Origin of the sequence: Amycolatopsis sp. NPDC024027 (assembly GCF_040638975.1) — a bacterium.
Classification (GTDB): Bacteria; Actinomycetota; Actinomycetes; order Mycobacteriales; family Pseudonocardiaceae; genus Amycolatopsis.
In genome coordinates this window covers 785725-799277 of the sequence record NZ_JBEZYY010000002.1, presented here as the reverse complement: position 1 = coordinate 799277, position 13553 = coordinate 785725, and the positions used below count along the sequence as shown (strand labels likewise).

Genomic DNA, 13553 nt, shown 5'->3' with positions numbered 1-13553 from the left:
GTGTTCACTAACCACGCTGAGAACGCACTCAGGGAGCAACCATGGGAAGCCGCGAAGAGATCGTCGCCGCGGCCGCGAAGGTGATGCGCGAGCAGGGCTACGCCCACGCGACGACCAAGGTCATCGCGCGGACCGCGGGTTACTCGGAAGCGATGCTCTACAAGCACTTCCGCGACAAGACCGACCTGTTCCGCAGCGTGCTGGCCGAAGAACTGCCCGCGCTGGGCGCCACCTTGGCCGAACTGACCGCGGACCCCGGCCGGGCGCCGCTGCGGGACAACCTCGTCCGCGTGGCCCGGCTCGGCCTGGCGTTCTACGTCGACAGCTTCCCGATCGCCGTCTCGATGTTCTCGTCACGGGAACTGCTGCGCTCCCATCGGGAGCGGCTGCGCGGGCACGGTCCCCACTTGCCCGTGCAGGGGGTCGCGAACTACCTGCGCGCCGAGCAGGCCCTGGGCCGGATCAAGGCGGGCACCGACGTCGAGGCGGCCGCGGCCCTGCTCCTCGGCGCGTGCTTCCAGCAGGCTTTCCTGGCCACTTTCGAGGAGACCGAGCCGGCCGACCACGCCGAGCAGCTCGCCGACGTCCTGCTCGCCGGGCTTTAGGCGTTCTTCTCTTCACGGAGCTGGTGCCAGCGCTCGTACATGTTGTTGAGCTCTCCCAGCATGAACGACAGGAAGTCCCGCATCTCGGCCAGCCGCTTACCCGAAGGGGTGTCCGCGCCCAGGGCGTCGATGCCGTTCTCGGCCGCGTCGCGCCACATGATGATCATGCGGTCGCGCTTCATGAACGTGGCGTACCAGAGGTCGTCGTAGAGACGGTAGTGGTCGCGGCGCTCGCCGGGCTCGCGCTCCTTGGCGACCAGGCCGATCTGCTCGAGGTAGCGCACCGCGCCGGAGACGGCGGCCGGGCTGACCTGCAGCTGCGAGGCGAGGTCGGCGGCGGTCAGGCGGCCTTCGTCGGTGGTCATCAGCGCGGCGAACACCCGCGCGGGCATGCGCTGCATGCCGATCTGCGAAAGCACGAGCCCGAGGCTCTCGACGTACCGGCGGACGGCGTCTTCATCTCGCTTCGTGTCAGGCGTCGTCATCGGCCCATCCTCCCGTACCCGTCCCCCTGTGATCACTCGATCTAGACATTTTCTTAACTTCACAACTTCGTGAAGCAAGTGTAGCTTCCGAACCATGGAAAACGCCATTTCGGTCATCGACCTGCACAAGTCGTTCGGCCGGACGAAGGCCCTCGACGGCCTCGACCTGCAGGTGCCCGCTGGGGAGGTGCACGGCTTCCTCGGCCCCAACGGCGCCGGGAAGTCGACCACCGTCCGGGTCCTGCTCGGCCTCCTCCACGCGGACTCGGGGGACGTCCGGCTGCTCGGCGGCGACCCATGGAAGGACGCCGCGAGCCTGCACCGCCGCCTGGCCTACGTGCCCGGCGACGTCAACCTCTGGCCCAACCTCTCCGGCGGCGAGGTGATCGACCTGCTCGGGCGCCTGCGCGGCGGCCTGGACGAGAAGCGCCGGGCCGAGCTCATCGAGCGCTTCGACCTCGACCCGAAGAAGAAGGGGCGGACGTACTCGAAGGGCAACCGGCAGAAGGTCGCCATCGTCGCCGCGCTCGCCTCCCGCGTCGACCTGCTGATCCTCGACGAACCGACGTCCGGCCTCGACCCGCTGATGGAGGCGACGTTCCAGTACGCCATCCAGGAGGAGCGCGAGCAGGGCCGGACCGTGCTGCTCTCCAGCCACATCCTCGCCGAGGTCGAGGCGCTGTGCGACAAGGTGAGCATCATCCGCAACGGCCGCACGGTCGAGTCCGGCACGCTGGCCGAGCTGCGGCACCTGACCCGGACATCGATCACCGCCGAACTCGCCGGGCCGCCGAACGGGCTCACCCGGCTGGCCAACATCCACGACCTCAAGGTCGACGGCAACCGCGTCCGCTTCGACGTCGAGACGCGCTCCCTCGACGAAGCGCTGCGGCAGCTCACCGAGGTCGGCGTGCGCAGCCTGGTCAGCCAGCCGCCCACGCTGGAGGAGCTGTTCCTGCGCCACTACACGACCGAAGCGAGCGCGAAATGACCGCGACGCTCTCCCGCGCCGGCGCCGAACCCGAGGCGCCCGCCCACGAACTGGCCGGCACCGGGCACCTCACCCGGCTCGCGCTGCGCCGCGACCGCGTCATCCTGCCGATCTGGATCGTGCTGCTCAGCGTCGTCCCGGCGAGCACGGTCAAGACGTTCACGCAGTTCTACCCGACCGTCGCCGACCGGCTCTCCCTGCAGGCGGGCGCGAACGCCAACCCGTCCTACGCGCTGCTCTACGGCCCGCCGTTCGACCTCACCACGGCCGGCGGGTTCATCGCCTGGCGCATGTGCGGCTTCCTGGCGCTGCTCACCGGGCTGATGGTGGTCTTCACGGTCACCCGGCACACCCGCGCCGAGGAGGACACGGGCCGCGCGGAGCTGCTCGCGTCCGCGGTGGTCGGCCGGTACGCGGCGCTGACGGCGGCGCTGCTGGTAGCCGGCGGGGCGAGCGTGCTGACCGGGCTGATCCAGGCGGGCACGATGATCGGCGCCGGCCTGCCCGCGGCCGGTTCGCTGGCCTTCGGTGCCTCCGAAGCGCTGGTGGGACTGGTGTTCACCGCGGTCGCGGCGGTCGCCGTCCAGCTGGCCGAGTACTCCCGGACCGCCAACGGCATCGGGACCGCCGTGGTCGGCGCCGCGTTCCTGCTCCGCGGGGCCGGGGACTCCACTGTGGACGCCCGCTGGCTGTCCTGGCTGTCGCCGATCGGCTGGGTGCAGCAGGTCCGGGCGTTCGCCGGGGAGCGCTGGTGGGTGCTCCTGCTGCCGGTGGTCTTCGCGCTCGTCGTCGGCGGGATCGGGTACTGGCTGCTGCCCCGCCGCGACGTCGGCGTCGGGTTCCTGCCGCCGCGACCGGGGCCGGCTCGCGGCGCGGCGAGCCTGCGGTCGCCGTTCGCGCTGGCCTGGCGGCTGCACCGGGGCCCGCTGCTCGGCTGGACCATCGGCACGGCCGTGGTCGGCGCGGTGTTCGGCTCGATCGCCAGCGGCATCGGCGGCCTGGTCGGCTCGAGCCCGCAGGCCCAGCAGATCATGGCGCGGCTGGGCGGCAGCCAGGCGCTGACGCAGGCGTTCCTCGCCGCGATGGCCGGGATGTTCGCCATGGTCGCGTCGCTGTACGGCGTCCAGGCGGTGCTGCGGATGCGCGGCGAGGAGACCGCGATCCGGCTCGAGCCGGTGCTGGCCACCAGCGTCGGGCGGCTGCGCTGGGCGGGCAGCCACCTGGTGTTCGCCTTCTTCGGCACGGCGGCGCTGCTGCTGTCCGGCGGGGTGTTCATGGGCCTGGCCAACGGGCTGCGCACCGGCGACGTCGGCGGCTCGCTCGCGGACACCCTCGCCGGGATGCTGGTCCAGCTGCCCGCGGCCTGGGTGGTCGTCGCGCTCGCGGTGGCGATCTTCGGGCTCCTGCCGGGCTTTTCGGCCGCGGCGTGGGCCGTCGGTGCGCTGGCGCTGCTGCTCAGCCTGTTCGGCCCGGTCCTCGACCTGCCGCAGGCGGTGCTGGACGTCTCACCGTTCCAGCACCCGCCGAAGATCCCGGGCCAGGCGTTCACCGCGACACCGCTCGCCTGGCTCTTGGGGGTGGCCGTCGTCGCCTCGGTGGCCGGCCTGGCGGGCTGGAAACGCCGGGACGTCGGCTAACGCACCCGCAGCTCGTGGCCGGCACCGGCCACGAGCTGCGCCTGCGGCCCGTCCTTCCCGCAGCCGGGCCCGTTCGCCTCGACGAAGGCCGGGGTCACCTCGATGGTGTGCGGTTTCCCGTCGTCGAACCGGACGGTGACCTTGACCGGTTCGGCGGGCAGGCCCGGGAGGTCCGCGAAGCCGTGCAGCCCGCCGGTCGGGACCATCGACGTGCCGCACGAGCTGTCCGGGCCGGTGCCCGTGCAGGTCGTCGTGCCCGCCGACGTCTCCGGGGAGAGGACGACGTCGCGGGTGACGCACTGGCCGCGCCAGCAGGCTTCGAGCGTCGCTTTCGAGATGCCGTTCGGCGACGGGATCGAAAGGCTGATGCCGACCGGGACACCGATCGCCGTACAGGCGACCTCCGGCCCGGTACAACCGGCCGCCACGGCGGCGAGCATCGCGAACCCCAGTACGTAACGCATGCCGACCAGACGGCACCGGCGGCCGCCGGGTTGCACCGTCAGTCGCGCCAGAGGGACGTCAGCGGCAACGCGGGCGAAGTCGAGGTCGGCGTGCCGGAGGTGGCCGAGGTCGCCGGCGGCACGGTGACCTCGACGACGCTGGTGGTGGTCGTCGCCGGCGGCGTCTCGACCGACGTGACGGTGGTCGGCGGCGCGGACTCGGTGACCGTGACGGGCACCGCGGAAACGGTCCGGGTCGGCGGTGGTTCGGTGGTCTCGGCGGTGCGCGGAGCAGGCCGCCCGGCGACGAGCGTGGCGGCCACCAGCAATCCGGTGGCGAAGCCCGCGAGGCCGGTGACCGCGGCGGAGCCCCAAGTAGGTCGGCTGGTCATCCGGCACCCCCTCGCCACGCGCAGCGCAGGTACGAGGACTAACTCGCGTTGATCTTACGTCGTGTTACCCGATGTGCACCTGGAGCGGACAAGATTGAATTTTCTTGCGTCGATCACGCGCATGTGCCGGCTTGGCGCGACGATCTTGTTGCTGCGGATCGCGGAACCCGGGACCACAGCGCGCGCTCGGCCTGCGGAGACACGTGGAGGGGACCGGATCCACCATCGCCCAGGGCTCGCAGCCGCCGAGTCCTCGGCGGCGATCATGGTGTGGTCGCCGCTGCGGAAGCTGCGCGATCTGACGCCCGCAGGCCGTCGATGACCACGCGAACCAGGTGCGCACTCCCCGGCGCGTACCGCTCGACGGCGAGGCAGCCGACGATGAGCGCCCGCAGGTCGTCGCCGTCGATGTCGGGGCGGACGGCGCCGGCGGCCTGCGCGCGGGCGAGCAGTCCGGCCAGCGCGGCGCGGAACTCGTCGCCCGCACCGGCCTTGAAGGCGTGCCCGCCGGACTCGGCGAGGGCGTCGCAGATGGCCCGGTTGAGGGACGCCTGCTTGATGACGCGGACGAAGTAGTCGACGAAGACCTCGCCGGGGTCCTCGGCGGTGGCGAGCGCGCGGGCTTCCTCGGCGAACTGCTGGATCCGTTCGAGGACGACGGCCTGGAACAGGGCTTCCTTGCTGGGGAAGTGCCGGTAGACGGTGCCGGCGCCGACCCCGGCGAGCCGCGCGATGTCGTCGAGCGGCACGGCGAGGCCGTCGAGGGCGAAGGCCTCCTCGGCGGCGGCCAGCACCTTGGCGCGGTTGCGCCGCGCGTCGGCGCGCATCTTCTCCATCACGTCTCCTCGTTGACAACCGGAGCGAGTGCTCCGTATCGTCCTAAGCGGGCCCACCGTTCCGATTCAACGTCCAGTCTTCCAGGAGAATTCCGATGCCGCGCACCGTGTCCGAAATCGCCGCCCTGGTCCGCTCGGGGATGTCCACCTTGGACGCCACGCCGTTCGCCGGCCTCTTCGCCGCCGACGCGGTGTACGAGGTGCCGTTCCTGGGCCAGCGGATCGAAGGCCGCGACGCGGTGGTGGCGACGCTGACGGCCGGAGGTGCCCGGGCGCGGGCGGTCGGGCTGACGAAGGCACAGGTCACGACGACCCCGGCGGACTCGGGCTTCGTGGTGGAGGTGGTGGTCTCCGGTCCGGCGGGCGAGTTCCCGTCGTCGGTGGGCCTCGTGACCGTTGTGGACGGCGAAATCACGTCGTACCGCGACTACCCCAACACTTCGGCGGCTTCCAAGTTCACGCGTTCGGTGTTCGACCGGTTCCTCGCCGCCTCGGTGGAGAACCGCTGGGACGACCTCGCCGACCTCTACGCCGAGGACGTCACCCTCGAAATGCCGTTCACGCTGCCGGGCATGCCACGGATGACGAAGGGGCGCGAAGAACTGCGCCGCCGGTTCCGCGCGGCCGCCGGGTCACGGCGGATCACCAAGGCCGACAACGTCGTGGTCCACGAGACGGCCGACCCCGCGGTGCTGGTGGCGGAGTTCGACCTGCACCAGGAAGTCCGCGGGACGACGTTCGCCGCCTCCTACGTCATGGTCCTGACCATCCGGGACGGCCTGATCACCCACTCGCGCGACTACACCGACACCGCCGCGGCCGCCGAACGGATCAAGGCGTGGTCGCCTGCTGGCTCGACGGCGGGATGAACAGCCGCTCGAAGGTGCTCACCGTGTGCTCCCAGACCCCGGGCACGAGCAGCACCCCGAGCAGCGCGAACACCGGGAAGATCAACCGCTTCTCGACCTTCTTGCCGGTCCGGAAGCGCAACACCCGCGGCGGCCGGATCTCGTACCACGTCTCGCCGGCGATCGGGATCGGGAACAGGAACGGGCACCCGGCCTCCGTCAACGCGTCACCCAGGCAGTGGGTCAGGCACCCGGCCGCGACCGCGATCCCGAGCCAGCCCGAAATGGACGCCAGCTCACCCGCTCGATCGGGCGGAGCCGTGAAGAACCACCACGCCACCGCGGCTCCGCTCACCGGGAGCAGCCAGTCGCCCAGGGCGCCTTCGGCCAGCATCAGCCCGAAGACGACCACGCCCACCACGGCCCAGGGGCCGCCTTCGGTGGTGCCCCACGACGTCAGCAGGCCCAGGCCGACCGCGAACAGGACCGTGTGGGAGAGGTGGCGGTGCTTGCCGGAGACGTTCTCGTCCCGCGGGCCCTTCGTCAGCGCGTAGAACCCGGCCGAGACGCGGCGCAGCAGCCACGACAACGCGCCGGTCAGCCAGCCGAGGAGGCGGGACGCGCTCGCTCCGGGATGGTCGAGGTCCGGCAGCAGGGCGAAGCCTGCCGTGGTCGCCGCGAAGACGACGGCCTGGTGCACCGAACCCGCCCCCACCGCGGGCGCCAGGGCCAAGCCCGCGCACCAGCCGGTCAGGGCATGTGTCCGCCCCATCATCGTGCCGCCCCCAGGTCCGCGAACGAAATCGGTCCGCGGAACCGTAGCGGGCGGTCAGGCTTGGGGGTCCTCCGACACGCTCAGGTGTTCGGCCACGCCGGTGAGCTCGATCACGCGGCTCACCGCGGGGCTGGGGACGACCGCGAGTTCGACGTCCTGCTCGCCGGCCTGGCGTTGTGCGCGGAGCACCACGTTCAGCGCGGAGGAATCGAAGAAGGTCACCCCGGTCAGATCGGCCACGACCCGCTGCGCGCGCTTGTCCGCGATCAGCCCCGCCAGGGCCTCTTGCAGCTGCGGACTGGTCAGCAGGTCGAGCTCGCCGGTGACCACCACCCGGGGTTCCGTCGCGTCGGTGTCCAGCGTGATGCCGAACCCGGGCGGGGTGGCGTTCTGGTCGGCTGCGGGCATGCAGTTTCTCCTCGTCAGGCGCTGCTCCTGCGCCGGGTACGCGCCTGCTGTCTCAAGCGGCAACCGTGTCACCGTGCCTTTCCAAAGCTCTCGCCCGGCACGGTCAAGGCAACTCCGGGGCCAACCCTAACCCAGGAAGCGACCGCGCCCGCCACGGCCGCCGCCCTTTCGCGTGTACTGCTCACCGGGGATCAAATCCTGCCTGCTCAGCGCTCTGCTCAGTGCGCACTCATCGTCTTCCGCGCCGCCCTGCGCTGACGCAGGAAGAGCTGCCGCCGTTCGATCTCCCCGAGGCCGCCCCAGATGCCGTAGGGCTCCTGTACGGTCATCGCGTGCTTGCGGCACTGGGCCAGCACCGGGCATGCCTGGCAGATGGCCTTGGCCCGCGCTTCCCGCCGCTCTCGCGCCGAACCCCGCTCGTTGTCCGTGTGGAAGAAGAGGCTGCTGTCCGCACCCCGGCACGAGCCGTGCAGCTGCCATTCCCACTCTTCGGCAACCACGTTGGGCAGCCGGCTCACGTCAGCCATGTCGTCCCCGCCTTTCCCCGGATCTCCCGTGTCGAGCGCTACATGCCCGCCGGTGGAGCGGATCAAACCCGGGTTTGGTTTGCTCACACCACGGGCATCTCGCTGACCGGGCGTGGCAGACACCGCCGATCCCCGGCAGCGCGAGTGCGGAGAAAGGAACAAACGTGGAGGACAACGCCCCGCTCGTCCCGGAAGGCGCGCAGGTGATCGAGGTGCGGACAGCCGCGATACCGCACGTCGTGCCCACGCTGCGGACCATCGTGGCCGACATCGCGATGCGCCAGGACTTCGACCTCGACGCCGTCGAGGACCTCCGGATGGCCGTGGACGAAGCTTGCTCGCTGCTGCTCCCCGCCAGCTCGGACGGCAAGCTGACCTGCGTCTTCTCCTGGAACGGGCCGCGCATCGAGGTCTCCGTGTCAGTGCTGGCCGACAGCGCCGACCACGAGGACGACGCCGGCCTGTCGTGGCAGCTGCTGACCGCCCTCGCGACGACGGCCGAGCGCACGATCACCCCGGAGAACGGCCGCTACCTGTCGCGGGTGGACCTCGTCCGGGAGAGCCAGGCGGCGGACTCGTGAGCGATCCCGCCGGGAGCAGCGGGGACGACCTCGACGTCGGCGCGCTGTTCACCCGACTCGCCGCCCTGCCGGCGGACTCGCCGGAGCGCGAACGCATCCGCGACACCCTCGTGCGCACGCACCTGGAGCTGGCGCGGAACCTGGCCCGGAAGTTCCGCAACCGCGACGAGGCGATGGAGGACCTGGTCCAGATCGCCACGGTCGGGCTCATCCACGCCGTCGACCGGTTCGACCCCGCGCAGGGAACGGACTTCCTGGCGTTCGCGGTGCCCACCATCTCCGGCGAGCTGCGCCACCACTTCCGGGACAACAGCTGGTCGGTGCGGGTGCCGCGGCGGCTCAAGGAGCTGAACGCGAACATCTCCGCCGCGCGCGAAGAGCTCACCGTGCAGCTTTCGCGCGCCCCGAAGCCGAGTGAGATCGCCGCGCGGGTCGGGGTGCCCGTCGAGGACGTCTACGAGGGACTCCGCGCCGGCCAAGGCCGCTACGGCGCCTCGCTGGACCACCTGCTGGAGAACGCCGCGCACACGCGGTTCGGGGCGCCGGACGCCGAGCTCGGCCAGGCCGAGCTGCGCGAGGCGCTGCGCCCGATGCTGGAGAGCCTGCCGGAGCGGGAGCGCAAGATCGTGGCGCTGCGGTTCGGCTCGGGGATGAGCCAGTCGGACATCGCCCGCCGCGTCGGGGTGTCCCAGATGCAGGTGTCGCGGCTGCTGGCCGCGACGCTGAAGAAACTGCGGTCCGGCTTGGACGAGTCCGAGCTGGCCGACGGCACCTGATTAGCCGCTGATCCGCTTGGGTACTTCGCGGGCGGGTACCGAACTCACTGGGAGGGGGACCGGATGACGAGGTCGAAGACGCCGCCGTGCACGGACACGGCCGTCGCCCCGCTGAGGGTGCTCCTCCCCGCCGACGTGACGGCGCCGGCGCTGGCCCGGCACGAGGTCCGGGCGGCGCTGCTCCGGCTCGGCGTGGGCGAACGGCAGCTCGAGGACGTCCTGCTGGCCACCTCGGAGCTGGTCACCAACGCCTTCGAGCACGGCGAACGGCCCCAGCGGCTCGAGCTGGAGTGTGCCGACGGGCGGCTGACGCTGCGGGTGCACGACACCGGCCGGATGCTGCCCGAGCTGCGGGCGCCGTCCCCGGCCGAGGCGCGCAGCCGCGGCCTCGTCCTGGTGCAGGCGCTGTCGCTGAACTGGGGCTTCGAACGCTGTCCCGGCGGCAAGTACGTCTGGGCGGTCTTCCAGCTGCCGGACACCTGACGGGCGCTCGTTCGATCAAACGCTCCTGATCAGCACAGTTCCCGCGCGGCGCCGGTCTCGCCGATCCGCTGCCGGAACGGCTTGCGCTCCAGGGCTTCGGCGATGGCGTCCAGCAGGGCGCGCAGCGAGTACGGCAGCTCGGCTTCCAGGGCCTCCATCGCTTCGGTCGTCGCCGTCCACTCCGCCTCGATCAGCGGCAGCAGCTCGCGCGTCCGCGCGGTGAGCGACACGATCCGCTGCCGGGCGTCGGCGCCCGGTTCGAGGCTCACGAAGCCGGCCCGGTGCATCTGCGCGACGGTCTGGCTGGCCGCCGAGTGCGTCACGCGCATCTCTTCGGCGAGTTCGCGGATGGCCAGCGGGCCCCGCGCGAGCAGCGCCCGCACCACCGGCGAGTAGCGCGGCCGGTAGTCGTCGAGGCCGAGGTCGGCGAGGAAGCGCGCGACGTCGCCGTCGAGGATCTCGAGGACGTGCCGCATCCGGGTCCCCAGCCCCTCCGGACCCGAAATCATGGCCATGACGGCCGATCATAGGCGCCGGCCGTGTGCTTGGATCGCGACATGGAGAACCGGAAGATCGCCCGCCTGGGCCGTGAGGTGTCCGTCGTCGGGCTCGGCTGCTGGCAGCTCGGGGCGGACTGGGGCGAGGTCGACGAGAACGACGCGCTGGCCGTGCTGCACGCGGCGGCCGACAACGGTGTCACCTTCTTCGACACCGCCGACGTCTACGGCGACGGCCGCAGCGAGCGGCTGGTCGGCCGGTTCCTCGCCGAGCGCGGGGACGTCTTCGTGGCGACCAAGATGGGCCGCCGGGTCGAGCAGGTGCCGGAGAACTACGTCGCCGCGAACTTCCGCGAGTGGAACGACCGGTCGCGCCGCAACCTCGGCGTCGACACGCTCGACCTGGTCCAGCTGCACTGCCCGCCGACGCCGGTGTACTCCTCCGACGCGGTGTACGACGCCCTCGACGCGATGGTCGGCGAAGGCCGCATCAAGGCGTACGGCGTGAGCGTCGAGACCTGCGAAGAGGCCCTGACGGCGTTGGCGCGGCCGAACGTCGCCTCGGTGCAGATCATCCTCAACTGCCTGCGGCTCAAGCCGCTCGAGCGCGTGCTGCCCGCGGCGGCGGAGGCGGGCGCCGGGATCATCGCGCGGGTGCCGCTGGCCTCCGGCCTGCTGTCCGGGCGCTACACCGCGCAGACGACGTTCGCCGAGAACGACCACCGCAACTACAACCGCCACGGCGACGCGTTCGACGTCGGCGAGACGTTCTCCGGCGTGCCGTACGAGGTCGGGCTGGAGGCCGTCGAGCGGCTGCGCGGGCTCGTGCCGTCCGGTCAGACGCTCGCCCAGTTCGCGCTGCGCTGGATCATCGACCAGCCGGGCGTCAGCACGGTGATCCCGGGCGCCCGCAACGCCGGGCAGGCGGCGGCGAACACCGCGGCGGCCGCGCTCCCGCCGCTGCCGGCCGAGGCGGCCGCCGGCGTCCGCGAAACCTACGACGAGCTCATCCGGCCGCTGGTGCACGACCGCTGGTGAGCCCGGCATGATGGGCCGATGATGACGCCCGAAGAGCTCCTGACCACCACGAGGACCGTCCGCAAGCGCCTCGACCTCGAGCGCCCGGTGCCGCTCGACCTGGTCAAGCACTGTGTTCAGGTCGCGCTCCAGGCGCCGAGCGGTTCGAACACCCAGCGGTGGCAGTGGCTGCTCGTCACCGACGCCGACCAGCGGGCGGCGCTCGGCGAGATCTACCGCCGGGCGTGCGAGGAGTACCTGGCGTCCCCGAACGCCGCGGGCAAGCTGTTCGCCGACGACCCGGGCCGGGCGCCGGTCCAGCAGCGCGTCGGCGACAGCGTCGCGTACCTGGCCGACCGGATGGGTGACGTCCCGGTGCTGGTGGTCCCCTGCCTGGAGACGCCGTCCTCCGAGCTGCCGGCCGGGAACCAGGCGGGGCTGTGGGCGTCGCTGCTGCCGGCGGTGTGGAGCTACATGCTGGCGGCCCGCTCGGTGACGCTGGGCACGGCGTGGACGACGCTGCACCTGAAGTACGAGCAGGAGGCGGCGGAGGTGCTGGGCCTGCCGAAGAACGTCCACCAGGCGGCGCTGATCCCGACGGCGTTCTACACGGGCGACACGTTCAAGCCGGCCGCGCGGCAGCCGCTCGAGGAGGTCCTGCACCTCGACCGCTGGTAACCAGGTCTGCCGCGGCCGGGATCCGGCAGGCCGCGAGCCGGGCGCGGGCAGGCGGCTGCCGGCGGCGATGGCCGTCAGCGCGAAACACCGATCAGAGGTAGCTCACCAGGCGGTCGGCCACCGCGCCCGGGTGGCTGAGCGGCACGCAGTGCGGGCCGTCGAGCTCGTCCGGCTCGAGCCCGAGGCGCTCCCGCGCGACCCGCCGCTGGAAGTCCGGGACGAAGAACCGGTCGTCGCGGGCGAGGAGCACCTTGGTCGGGACGTCCGGGTGGGCCGGCAGCGGCCACGGCTCGTCCCACTCCTTGCTCACCTGCTCGCGCCCGTGCGCCTGGCACGCCTCGGCGAGCGCCGCCGGGACGCCGTTGAAGAACTGCTCGGTCTCGGTCAGGCCCTTCGGCGACTCGAAGCCCGTGTTGCCCCACCACCGGCCCGGCGGCTCCCCCGGCGCCGGGATCATCCCGGCCAGGTACACCAACAGCCGCGCCCGGACCTTCGCCGCGACCAGCGGCGCGGTGAACCCGCCGTACGAATGGCCGACGACGGCGACGTCCGTGCGGTCGCCCAGCGCGTCCAGCACCGTCTCGGTGAACTCGGCCAGCCCGGCCGAGGAGTCGGTGATCGGCAGGTCAGGGGCGACCGCGTCGTGCCCGCGGGCGGCCAGCTCCGGCACGAGCAGGTGGAAGTCCCAGCCGCTGCCGCCGCCTCCGTGGATCAGCGCGAAAGTCGTCACACGCCCAGCTCAGCAGCGACGCAACATGTCGGTCAAGGCGGTTTTCTCGCCCTGCGTGACGGTGAGCCCGTAGTAGTGCTTCACGACGATCCAGTCGGTCGCGTAGGTGCACCAGAACGCCACCAGCGGCGGCTTCCACTGGTCGGGCGCCTTGTCGCTCTTCTGCTGGTTGAGGTTGTCGGTGACGGCGAACAGCTGCGGCCGGGTGAGGTCGTTGGCGAACTGCTCGCGCTTCTCGGTCGTCCACGACTTCGCGCCGCTCGCCCACGCCTGTCCGAGCGGGACCATGTGGTCGATGTCGACGTCGGTGGCCTTCGTCCAGGTCTCCTCGTCGTAGACGCTGGTCCAGGTCCCGGACGTCGGCCTGCAGTCCTTGTCGGTCTGGACGTCCTTGCCGTCGCGCTTGAGGACGACTTCGCGGGTGTCGCAGCCGGATCCCTGGCTGTCCCAGTGGGGGAACTTCTCGCGCGAATAGCCGTCCATGGACGTCCGCGCGGCGATGGCCAGCTCGTCGAGCTGCTTCTGCGCGTCGGCCGCGCTCACCGGCACCGGCGCACCCGACGTCGGCGGGGCCGCGCCCGCGCCTCTCGTCGCCCAGTACCCGAAGAGCGCGACGGCCAAGATCGCGACTACCAGCAGGGTTCGCTGCGTCACGCTCAGGCGAAAGCTCCGGGCCGCCACGATTTTCTCCTCTCACCTGCGCGGTCGCGCGGCGTAGTGTCACCTCTGCCGACGCGGGACAACCGCGCCGACACGACGACCTGGCGCGAATGTGACCTCGCCCACCCACAGCGGAGCTGTCACACGGAGCCGATCATCTGCGACTACCGGAGCAGGACCCATC

The 13553-nt window shown here is 71.7% G+C and carries 19 protein-coding genes; 9 read left to right on the top strand and 10 right to left on the bottom strand.

Annotated elements, in window-relative coordinates; translation table 11 throughout:
- Positions 1 to 41 precede the first annotated feature (41 nt).
- Positions 42 to 605, top strand: coding sequence for a helix-turn-helix domain-containing protein (locus AB0F52_RS08725; protein WP_360166340.1), 564 nt, complete (start codon positions 42 to 44; stop codon positions 603 to 605).
- On the opposite strand, the gene AB0F52_RS08720 is transcribed toward AB0F52_RS08725, so the two are convergent.
- Positions 602 to 1090: a MarR family transcriptional regulator gene (locus AB0F52_RS08720; protein WP_360166337.1), complete on the bottom strand. Its 489-nt coding sequence runs from the start codon at positions 1088 to 1090 to the stop codon at positions 602 to 604. The genes AB0F52_RS08725 and AB0F52_RS08720 overlap by 4 nt on opposite strands.
- A 94-nt stretch (positions 1091 to 1184) precedes the next feature.
- On the opposite strand from AB0F52_RS08720, the gene AB0F52_RS08715 reads away from it, so the two are divergent.
- Complete coding sequence (locus AB0F52_RS08715) at positions 1185 to 2081, top strand: ABC transporter ATP-binding protein (RefSeq protein WP_360166334.1); 897 nt, start codon at positions 1185 to 1187, stop codon at positions 2079 to 2081.
- Positions 2078 to 3718 carry an ABC transporter permease gene (locus AB0F52_RS08710; RefSeq protein WP_360166331.1) on the top strand — a complete coding sequence of 547 codons (1641 nt, stop codon included), beginning with the start codon at positions 2078 to 2080 and terminating at the stop codon, positions 3716 to 3718. Before AB0F52_RS08715 ends, AB0F52_RS08710 begins: the two co-directional genes overlap by 4 nt.
- Here the strand turns inward: AB0F52_RS08710 and AB0F52_RS08705 are convergent.
- From AB0F52_RS08705 to AB0F52_RS08695, 3 genes are all read right to left on the bottom strand, one after another.
- Complete coding sequence (locus AB0F52_RS08705) at positions 3715 to 4182, bottom strand: hypothetical protein (protein WP_360166328.1); 468 nt, start codon at positions 4180 to 4182, stop codon at positions 3715 to 3717. The genes AB0F52_RS08710 and AB0F52_RS08705 overlap by 4 nt on opposite strands.
- 38 nt (positions 4183 to 4220) lie before the next feature.
- On the bottom strand, positions 4221 to 4553 hold the full coding sequence (locus AB0F52_RS08700) for a hypothetical protein (RefSeq protein ID WP_360166325.1): 333 nt from the start codon (positions 4551 to 4553) through the stop codon (positions 4221 to 4223).
- 263 nt (positions 4554 to 4816) lie between these two features.
- On the bottom strand, positions 4817 to 5389 hold the full coding sequence (locus tag AB0F52_RS08695; RefSeq protein WP_360166322.1) for a TetR/AcrR family transcriptional regulator: 573 nt from the start codon (positions 5387 to 5389) through the stop codon (positions 4817 to 4819).
- A gap of 95 nt (positions 5390 to 5484) precedes the next feature.
- Here AB0F52_RS08695 and AB0F52_RS08690 point away from each other — a divergent pair, with 95 nt between their 5' ends.
- On the top strand, positions 5485 to 6258 hold the full coding sequence (locus tag AB0F52_RS08690; protein WP_360166319.1) for a nuclear transport factor 2 family protein: 774 nt from the start codon (positions 5485 to 5487) through the stop codon (positions 6256 to 6258).
- On the opposite strand, the gene AB0F52_RS08685 is transcribed toward AB0F52_RS08690, so the two are convergent.
- The 3 genes from AB0F52_RS08685 to AB0F52_RS08675 all read right to left on the bottom strand — a co-directional run bounded on the left by AB0F52_RS08685 (position 6221) and on the right by AB0F52_RS08675 (position 7947).
- Positions 6221 to 7009 carry a metal-dependent hydrolase gene (locus tag AB0F52_RS08685; protein WP_360166671.1) on the bottom strand — a complete coding sequence of 263 codons (789 nt, stop codon included), beginning with the start codon at positions 7007 to 7009 and terminating at the stop codon, positions 6221 to 6223. The genes AB0F52_RS08690 and AB0F52_RS08685 overlap by 38 nt on opposite strands.
- 57 nt (positions 7010 to 7066) lie before the next feature.
- The gene (locus AB0F52_RS08680; RefSeq protein WP_003078104.1) at positions 7067 to 7420 is read right to left on the bottom strand and encodes an STAS domain-containing protein; all 354 of its coding nucleotides are present in this window, start codon (positions 7418 to 7420) and stop codon (positions 7067 to 7069) included.
- Positions 7421 to 7638: 218 nt separating this feature from the next.
- On the bottom strand, positions 7639 to 7947 hold the full coding sequence (locus AB0F52_RS08675; protein ID WP_103341709.1) for a WhiB family transcriptional regulator: 309 nt from the start codon (positions 7945 to 7947) through the stop codon (positions 7639 to 7641).
- A gap of 164 nt (positions 7948 to 8111) precedes the next feature.
- On the opposite strand from AB0F52_RS08675, the gene AB0F52_RS08670 reads away from it, so the two are divergent.
- The 3 genes from AB0F52_RS08670 to AB0F52_RS08660 all read left to right on the top strand — a co-directional run bounded on the left by AB0F52_RS08670 (position 8112) and on the right by AB0F52_RS08660 (position 9787).
- Positions 8112 to 8528 carry an anti-sigma factor gene (locus AB0F52_RS08670; RefSeq protein WP_360166314.1) on the top strand — a complete coding sequence of 139 codons (417 nt, stop codon included), beginning with the start codon at positions 8112 to 8114 and terminating at the stop codon, positions 8526 to 8528.
- Positions 8525 to 9304: a SigB/SigF/SigG family RNA polymerase sigma factor gene (locus tag AB0F52_RS08665; protein ID WP_360166311.1), complete on the top strand. Its 780-nt coding sequence runs from the start codon at positions 8525 to 8527 to the stop codon at positions 9302 to 9304. Before AB0F52_RS08670 ends, AB0F52_RS08665 begins: the two co-directional genes overlap by 4 nt.
- Before the next feature lie 63 nt (positions 9305 to 9367).
- Positions 9368 to 9787, top strand: coding sequence for an ATP-binding protein (locus AB0F52_RS08660; protein WP_360166308.1), 420 nt, complete (start codon positions 9368 to 9370; stop codon positions 9785 to 9787).
- A gap of 29 nt (positions 9788 to 9816) precedes the next feature.
- On the opposite strand, the gene AB0F52_RS08655 is transcribed toward AB0F52_RS08660, so the two are convergent.
- Complete coding sequence (locus AB0F52_RS08655; protein WP_360166668.1) at positions 9817 to 10296, bottom strand: MarR family transcriptional regulator; 480 nt, start codon at positions 10294 to 10296, stop codon at positions 9817 to 9819.
- A 48-nt stretch (positions 10297 to 10344) separates the two neighbouring features.
- Here AB0F52_RS08655 and AB0F52_RS08650 point away from each other — a divergent pair, with 48 nt between their 5' ends.
- Together AB0F52_RS08650 and AB0F52_RS08645 are read left to right on the top strand one after the other, a co-directional pair.
- The gene (locus AB0F52_RS08650) at positions 10345 to 11322 is read left to right on the top strand and encodes an aldo/keto reductase (RefSeq protein WP_360166305.1); all 978 of its coding nucleotides are present in this window, start codon (positions 10345 to 10347) and stop codon (positions 11320 to 11322) included.
- Between the two features lie 18 nt (positions 11323 to 11340).
- Positions 11341 to 11979 carry a nitroreductase family protein gene (locus AB0F52_RS08645; RefSeq protein WP_103341704.1) on the top strand — a complete coding sequence of 213 codons (639 nt, stop codon included), beginning with the start codon at positions 11341 to 11343 and terminating at the stop codon, positions 11977 to 11979.
- Between the two features lie 91 nt (positions 11980 to 12070).
- Here AB0F52_RS08645 and AB0F52_RS08640 read toward each other — a convergent pair whose 3' ends face one another.
- Positions 12071 to 12709, bottom strand: coding sequence for an alpha/beta hydrolase (locus tag AB0F52_RS08640; protein ID WP_360166300.1), 639 nt, complete (start codon positions 12707 to 12709; stop codon positions 12071 to 12073).
- 9 nt (positions 12710 to 12718) lie between these two features.
- Positions 12719 to 13390, bottom strand: coding sequence for an HNH endonuclease family protein (locus AB0F52_RS08635; RefSeq protein ID WP_360166297.1), 672 nt, complete (start codon positions 13388 to 13390; stop codon positions 12719 to 12721).
- Positions 13391 to 13553: the final 163 nt, after the last annotated feature.

Coding starts and splice junctions, on each gene's coding strand:
- AB0F52_RS08725 (WP_360166340.1), top strand. CDS start 42: ATGGGAAGCCGCGAAGAGATCGTCGCCGCGGCCGCGAAGGTGATGCGC.
- AB0F52_RS08720 (WP_360166337.1), bottom strand. CDS start 1,090: ATGACGACGCCTGACACGAAGCGAGATGAAGACGCCGTCCGCCGGTAC.
- AB0F52_RS08715 (WP_360166334.1), top strand. CDS start 1,185: ATGGAAAACGCCATTTCGGTCATCGACCTGCACAAGTCGTTCGGCCGG.
- AB0F52_RS08710 (WP_360166331.1), top strand. CDS start 2,078: ATGACCGCGACGCTCTCCCGCGCCGGCGCCGAACCCGAGGCGCCCGCC.
- AB0F52_RS08705 (WP_360166328.1), bottom strand. CDS start 4,182: ATGCGTTACGTACTGGGGTTCGCGATGCTCGCCGCCGTGGCGGCCGGT.
- AB0F52_RS08700 (WP_360166325.1), bottom strand. CDS start 4,553: ATGACCAGCCGACCTACTTGGGGCTCCGCCGCGGTCACCGGCCTCGCG.
- AB0F52_RS08695 (WP_360166322.1), bottom strand. CDS start 5,389: ATGGAGAAGATGCGCGCCGACGCGCGGCGCAACCGCGCCAAGGTGCTG.
- AB0F52_RS08690 (WP_360166319.1), top strand. CDS start 5,485: ATGCCGCGCACCGTGTCCGAAATCGCCGCCCTGGTCCGCTCGGGGATG.
- AB0F52_RS08685 (WP_360166671.1), bottom strand. CDS start 7,009: ATGGGGCGGACACATGCCCTGACCGGCTGGTGCGCGGGCTTGGCCCTG.
- AB0F52_RS08680 (WP_003078104.1), bottom strand. CDS start 7,420: ATGCCCGCAGCCGACCAGAACGCCACCCCGCCCGGGTTCGGCATCACG.
- AB0F52_RS08675 (WP_103341709.1), bottom strand. CDS start 7,947: ATGGCTGACGTGAGCCGGCTGCCCAACGTGGTTGCCGAAGAGTGGGAA.
- AB0F52_RS08660 (WP_360166308.1), top strand. CDS start 9,368: ATGACGAGGTCGAAGACGCCGCCGTGCACGGACACGGCCGTCGCCCCG.
- AB0F52_RS08655 (WP_360166668.1), bottom strand. CDS start 10,296: ATGATTTCGGGTCCGGAGGGGCTGGGGACCCGGATGCGGCACGTCCTC.
- AB0F52_RS08650 (WP_360166305.1), top strand. CDS start 10,345: ATGGAGAACCGGAAGATCGCCCGCCTGGGCCGTGAGGTGTCCGTCGTC.
- AB0F52_RS08645 (WP_103341704.1), top strand. CDS start 11,341: ATGATGACGCCCGAAGAGCTCCTGACCACCACGAGGACCGTCCGCAAG.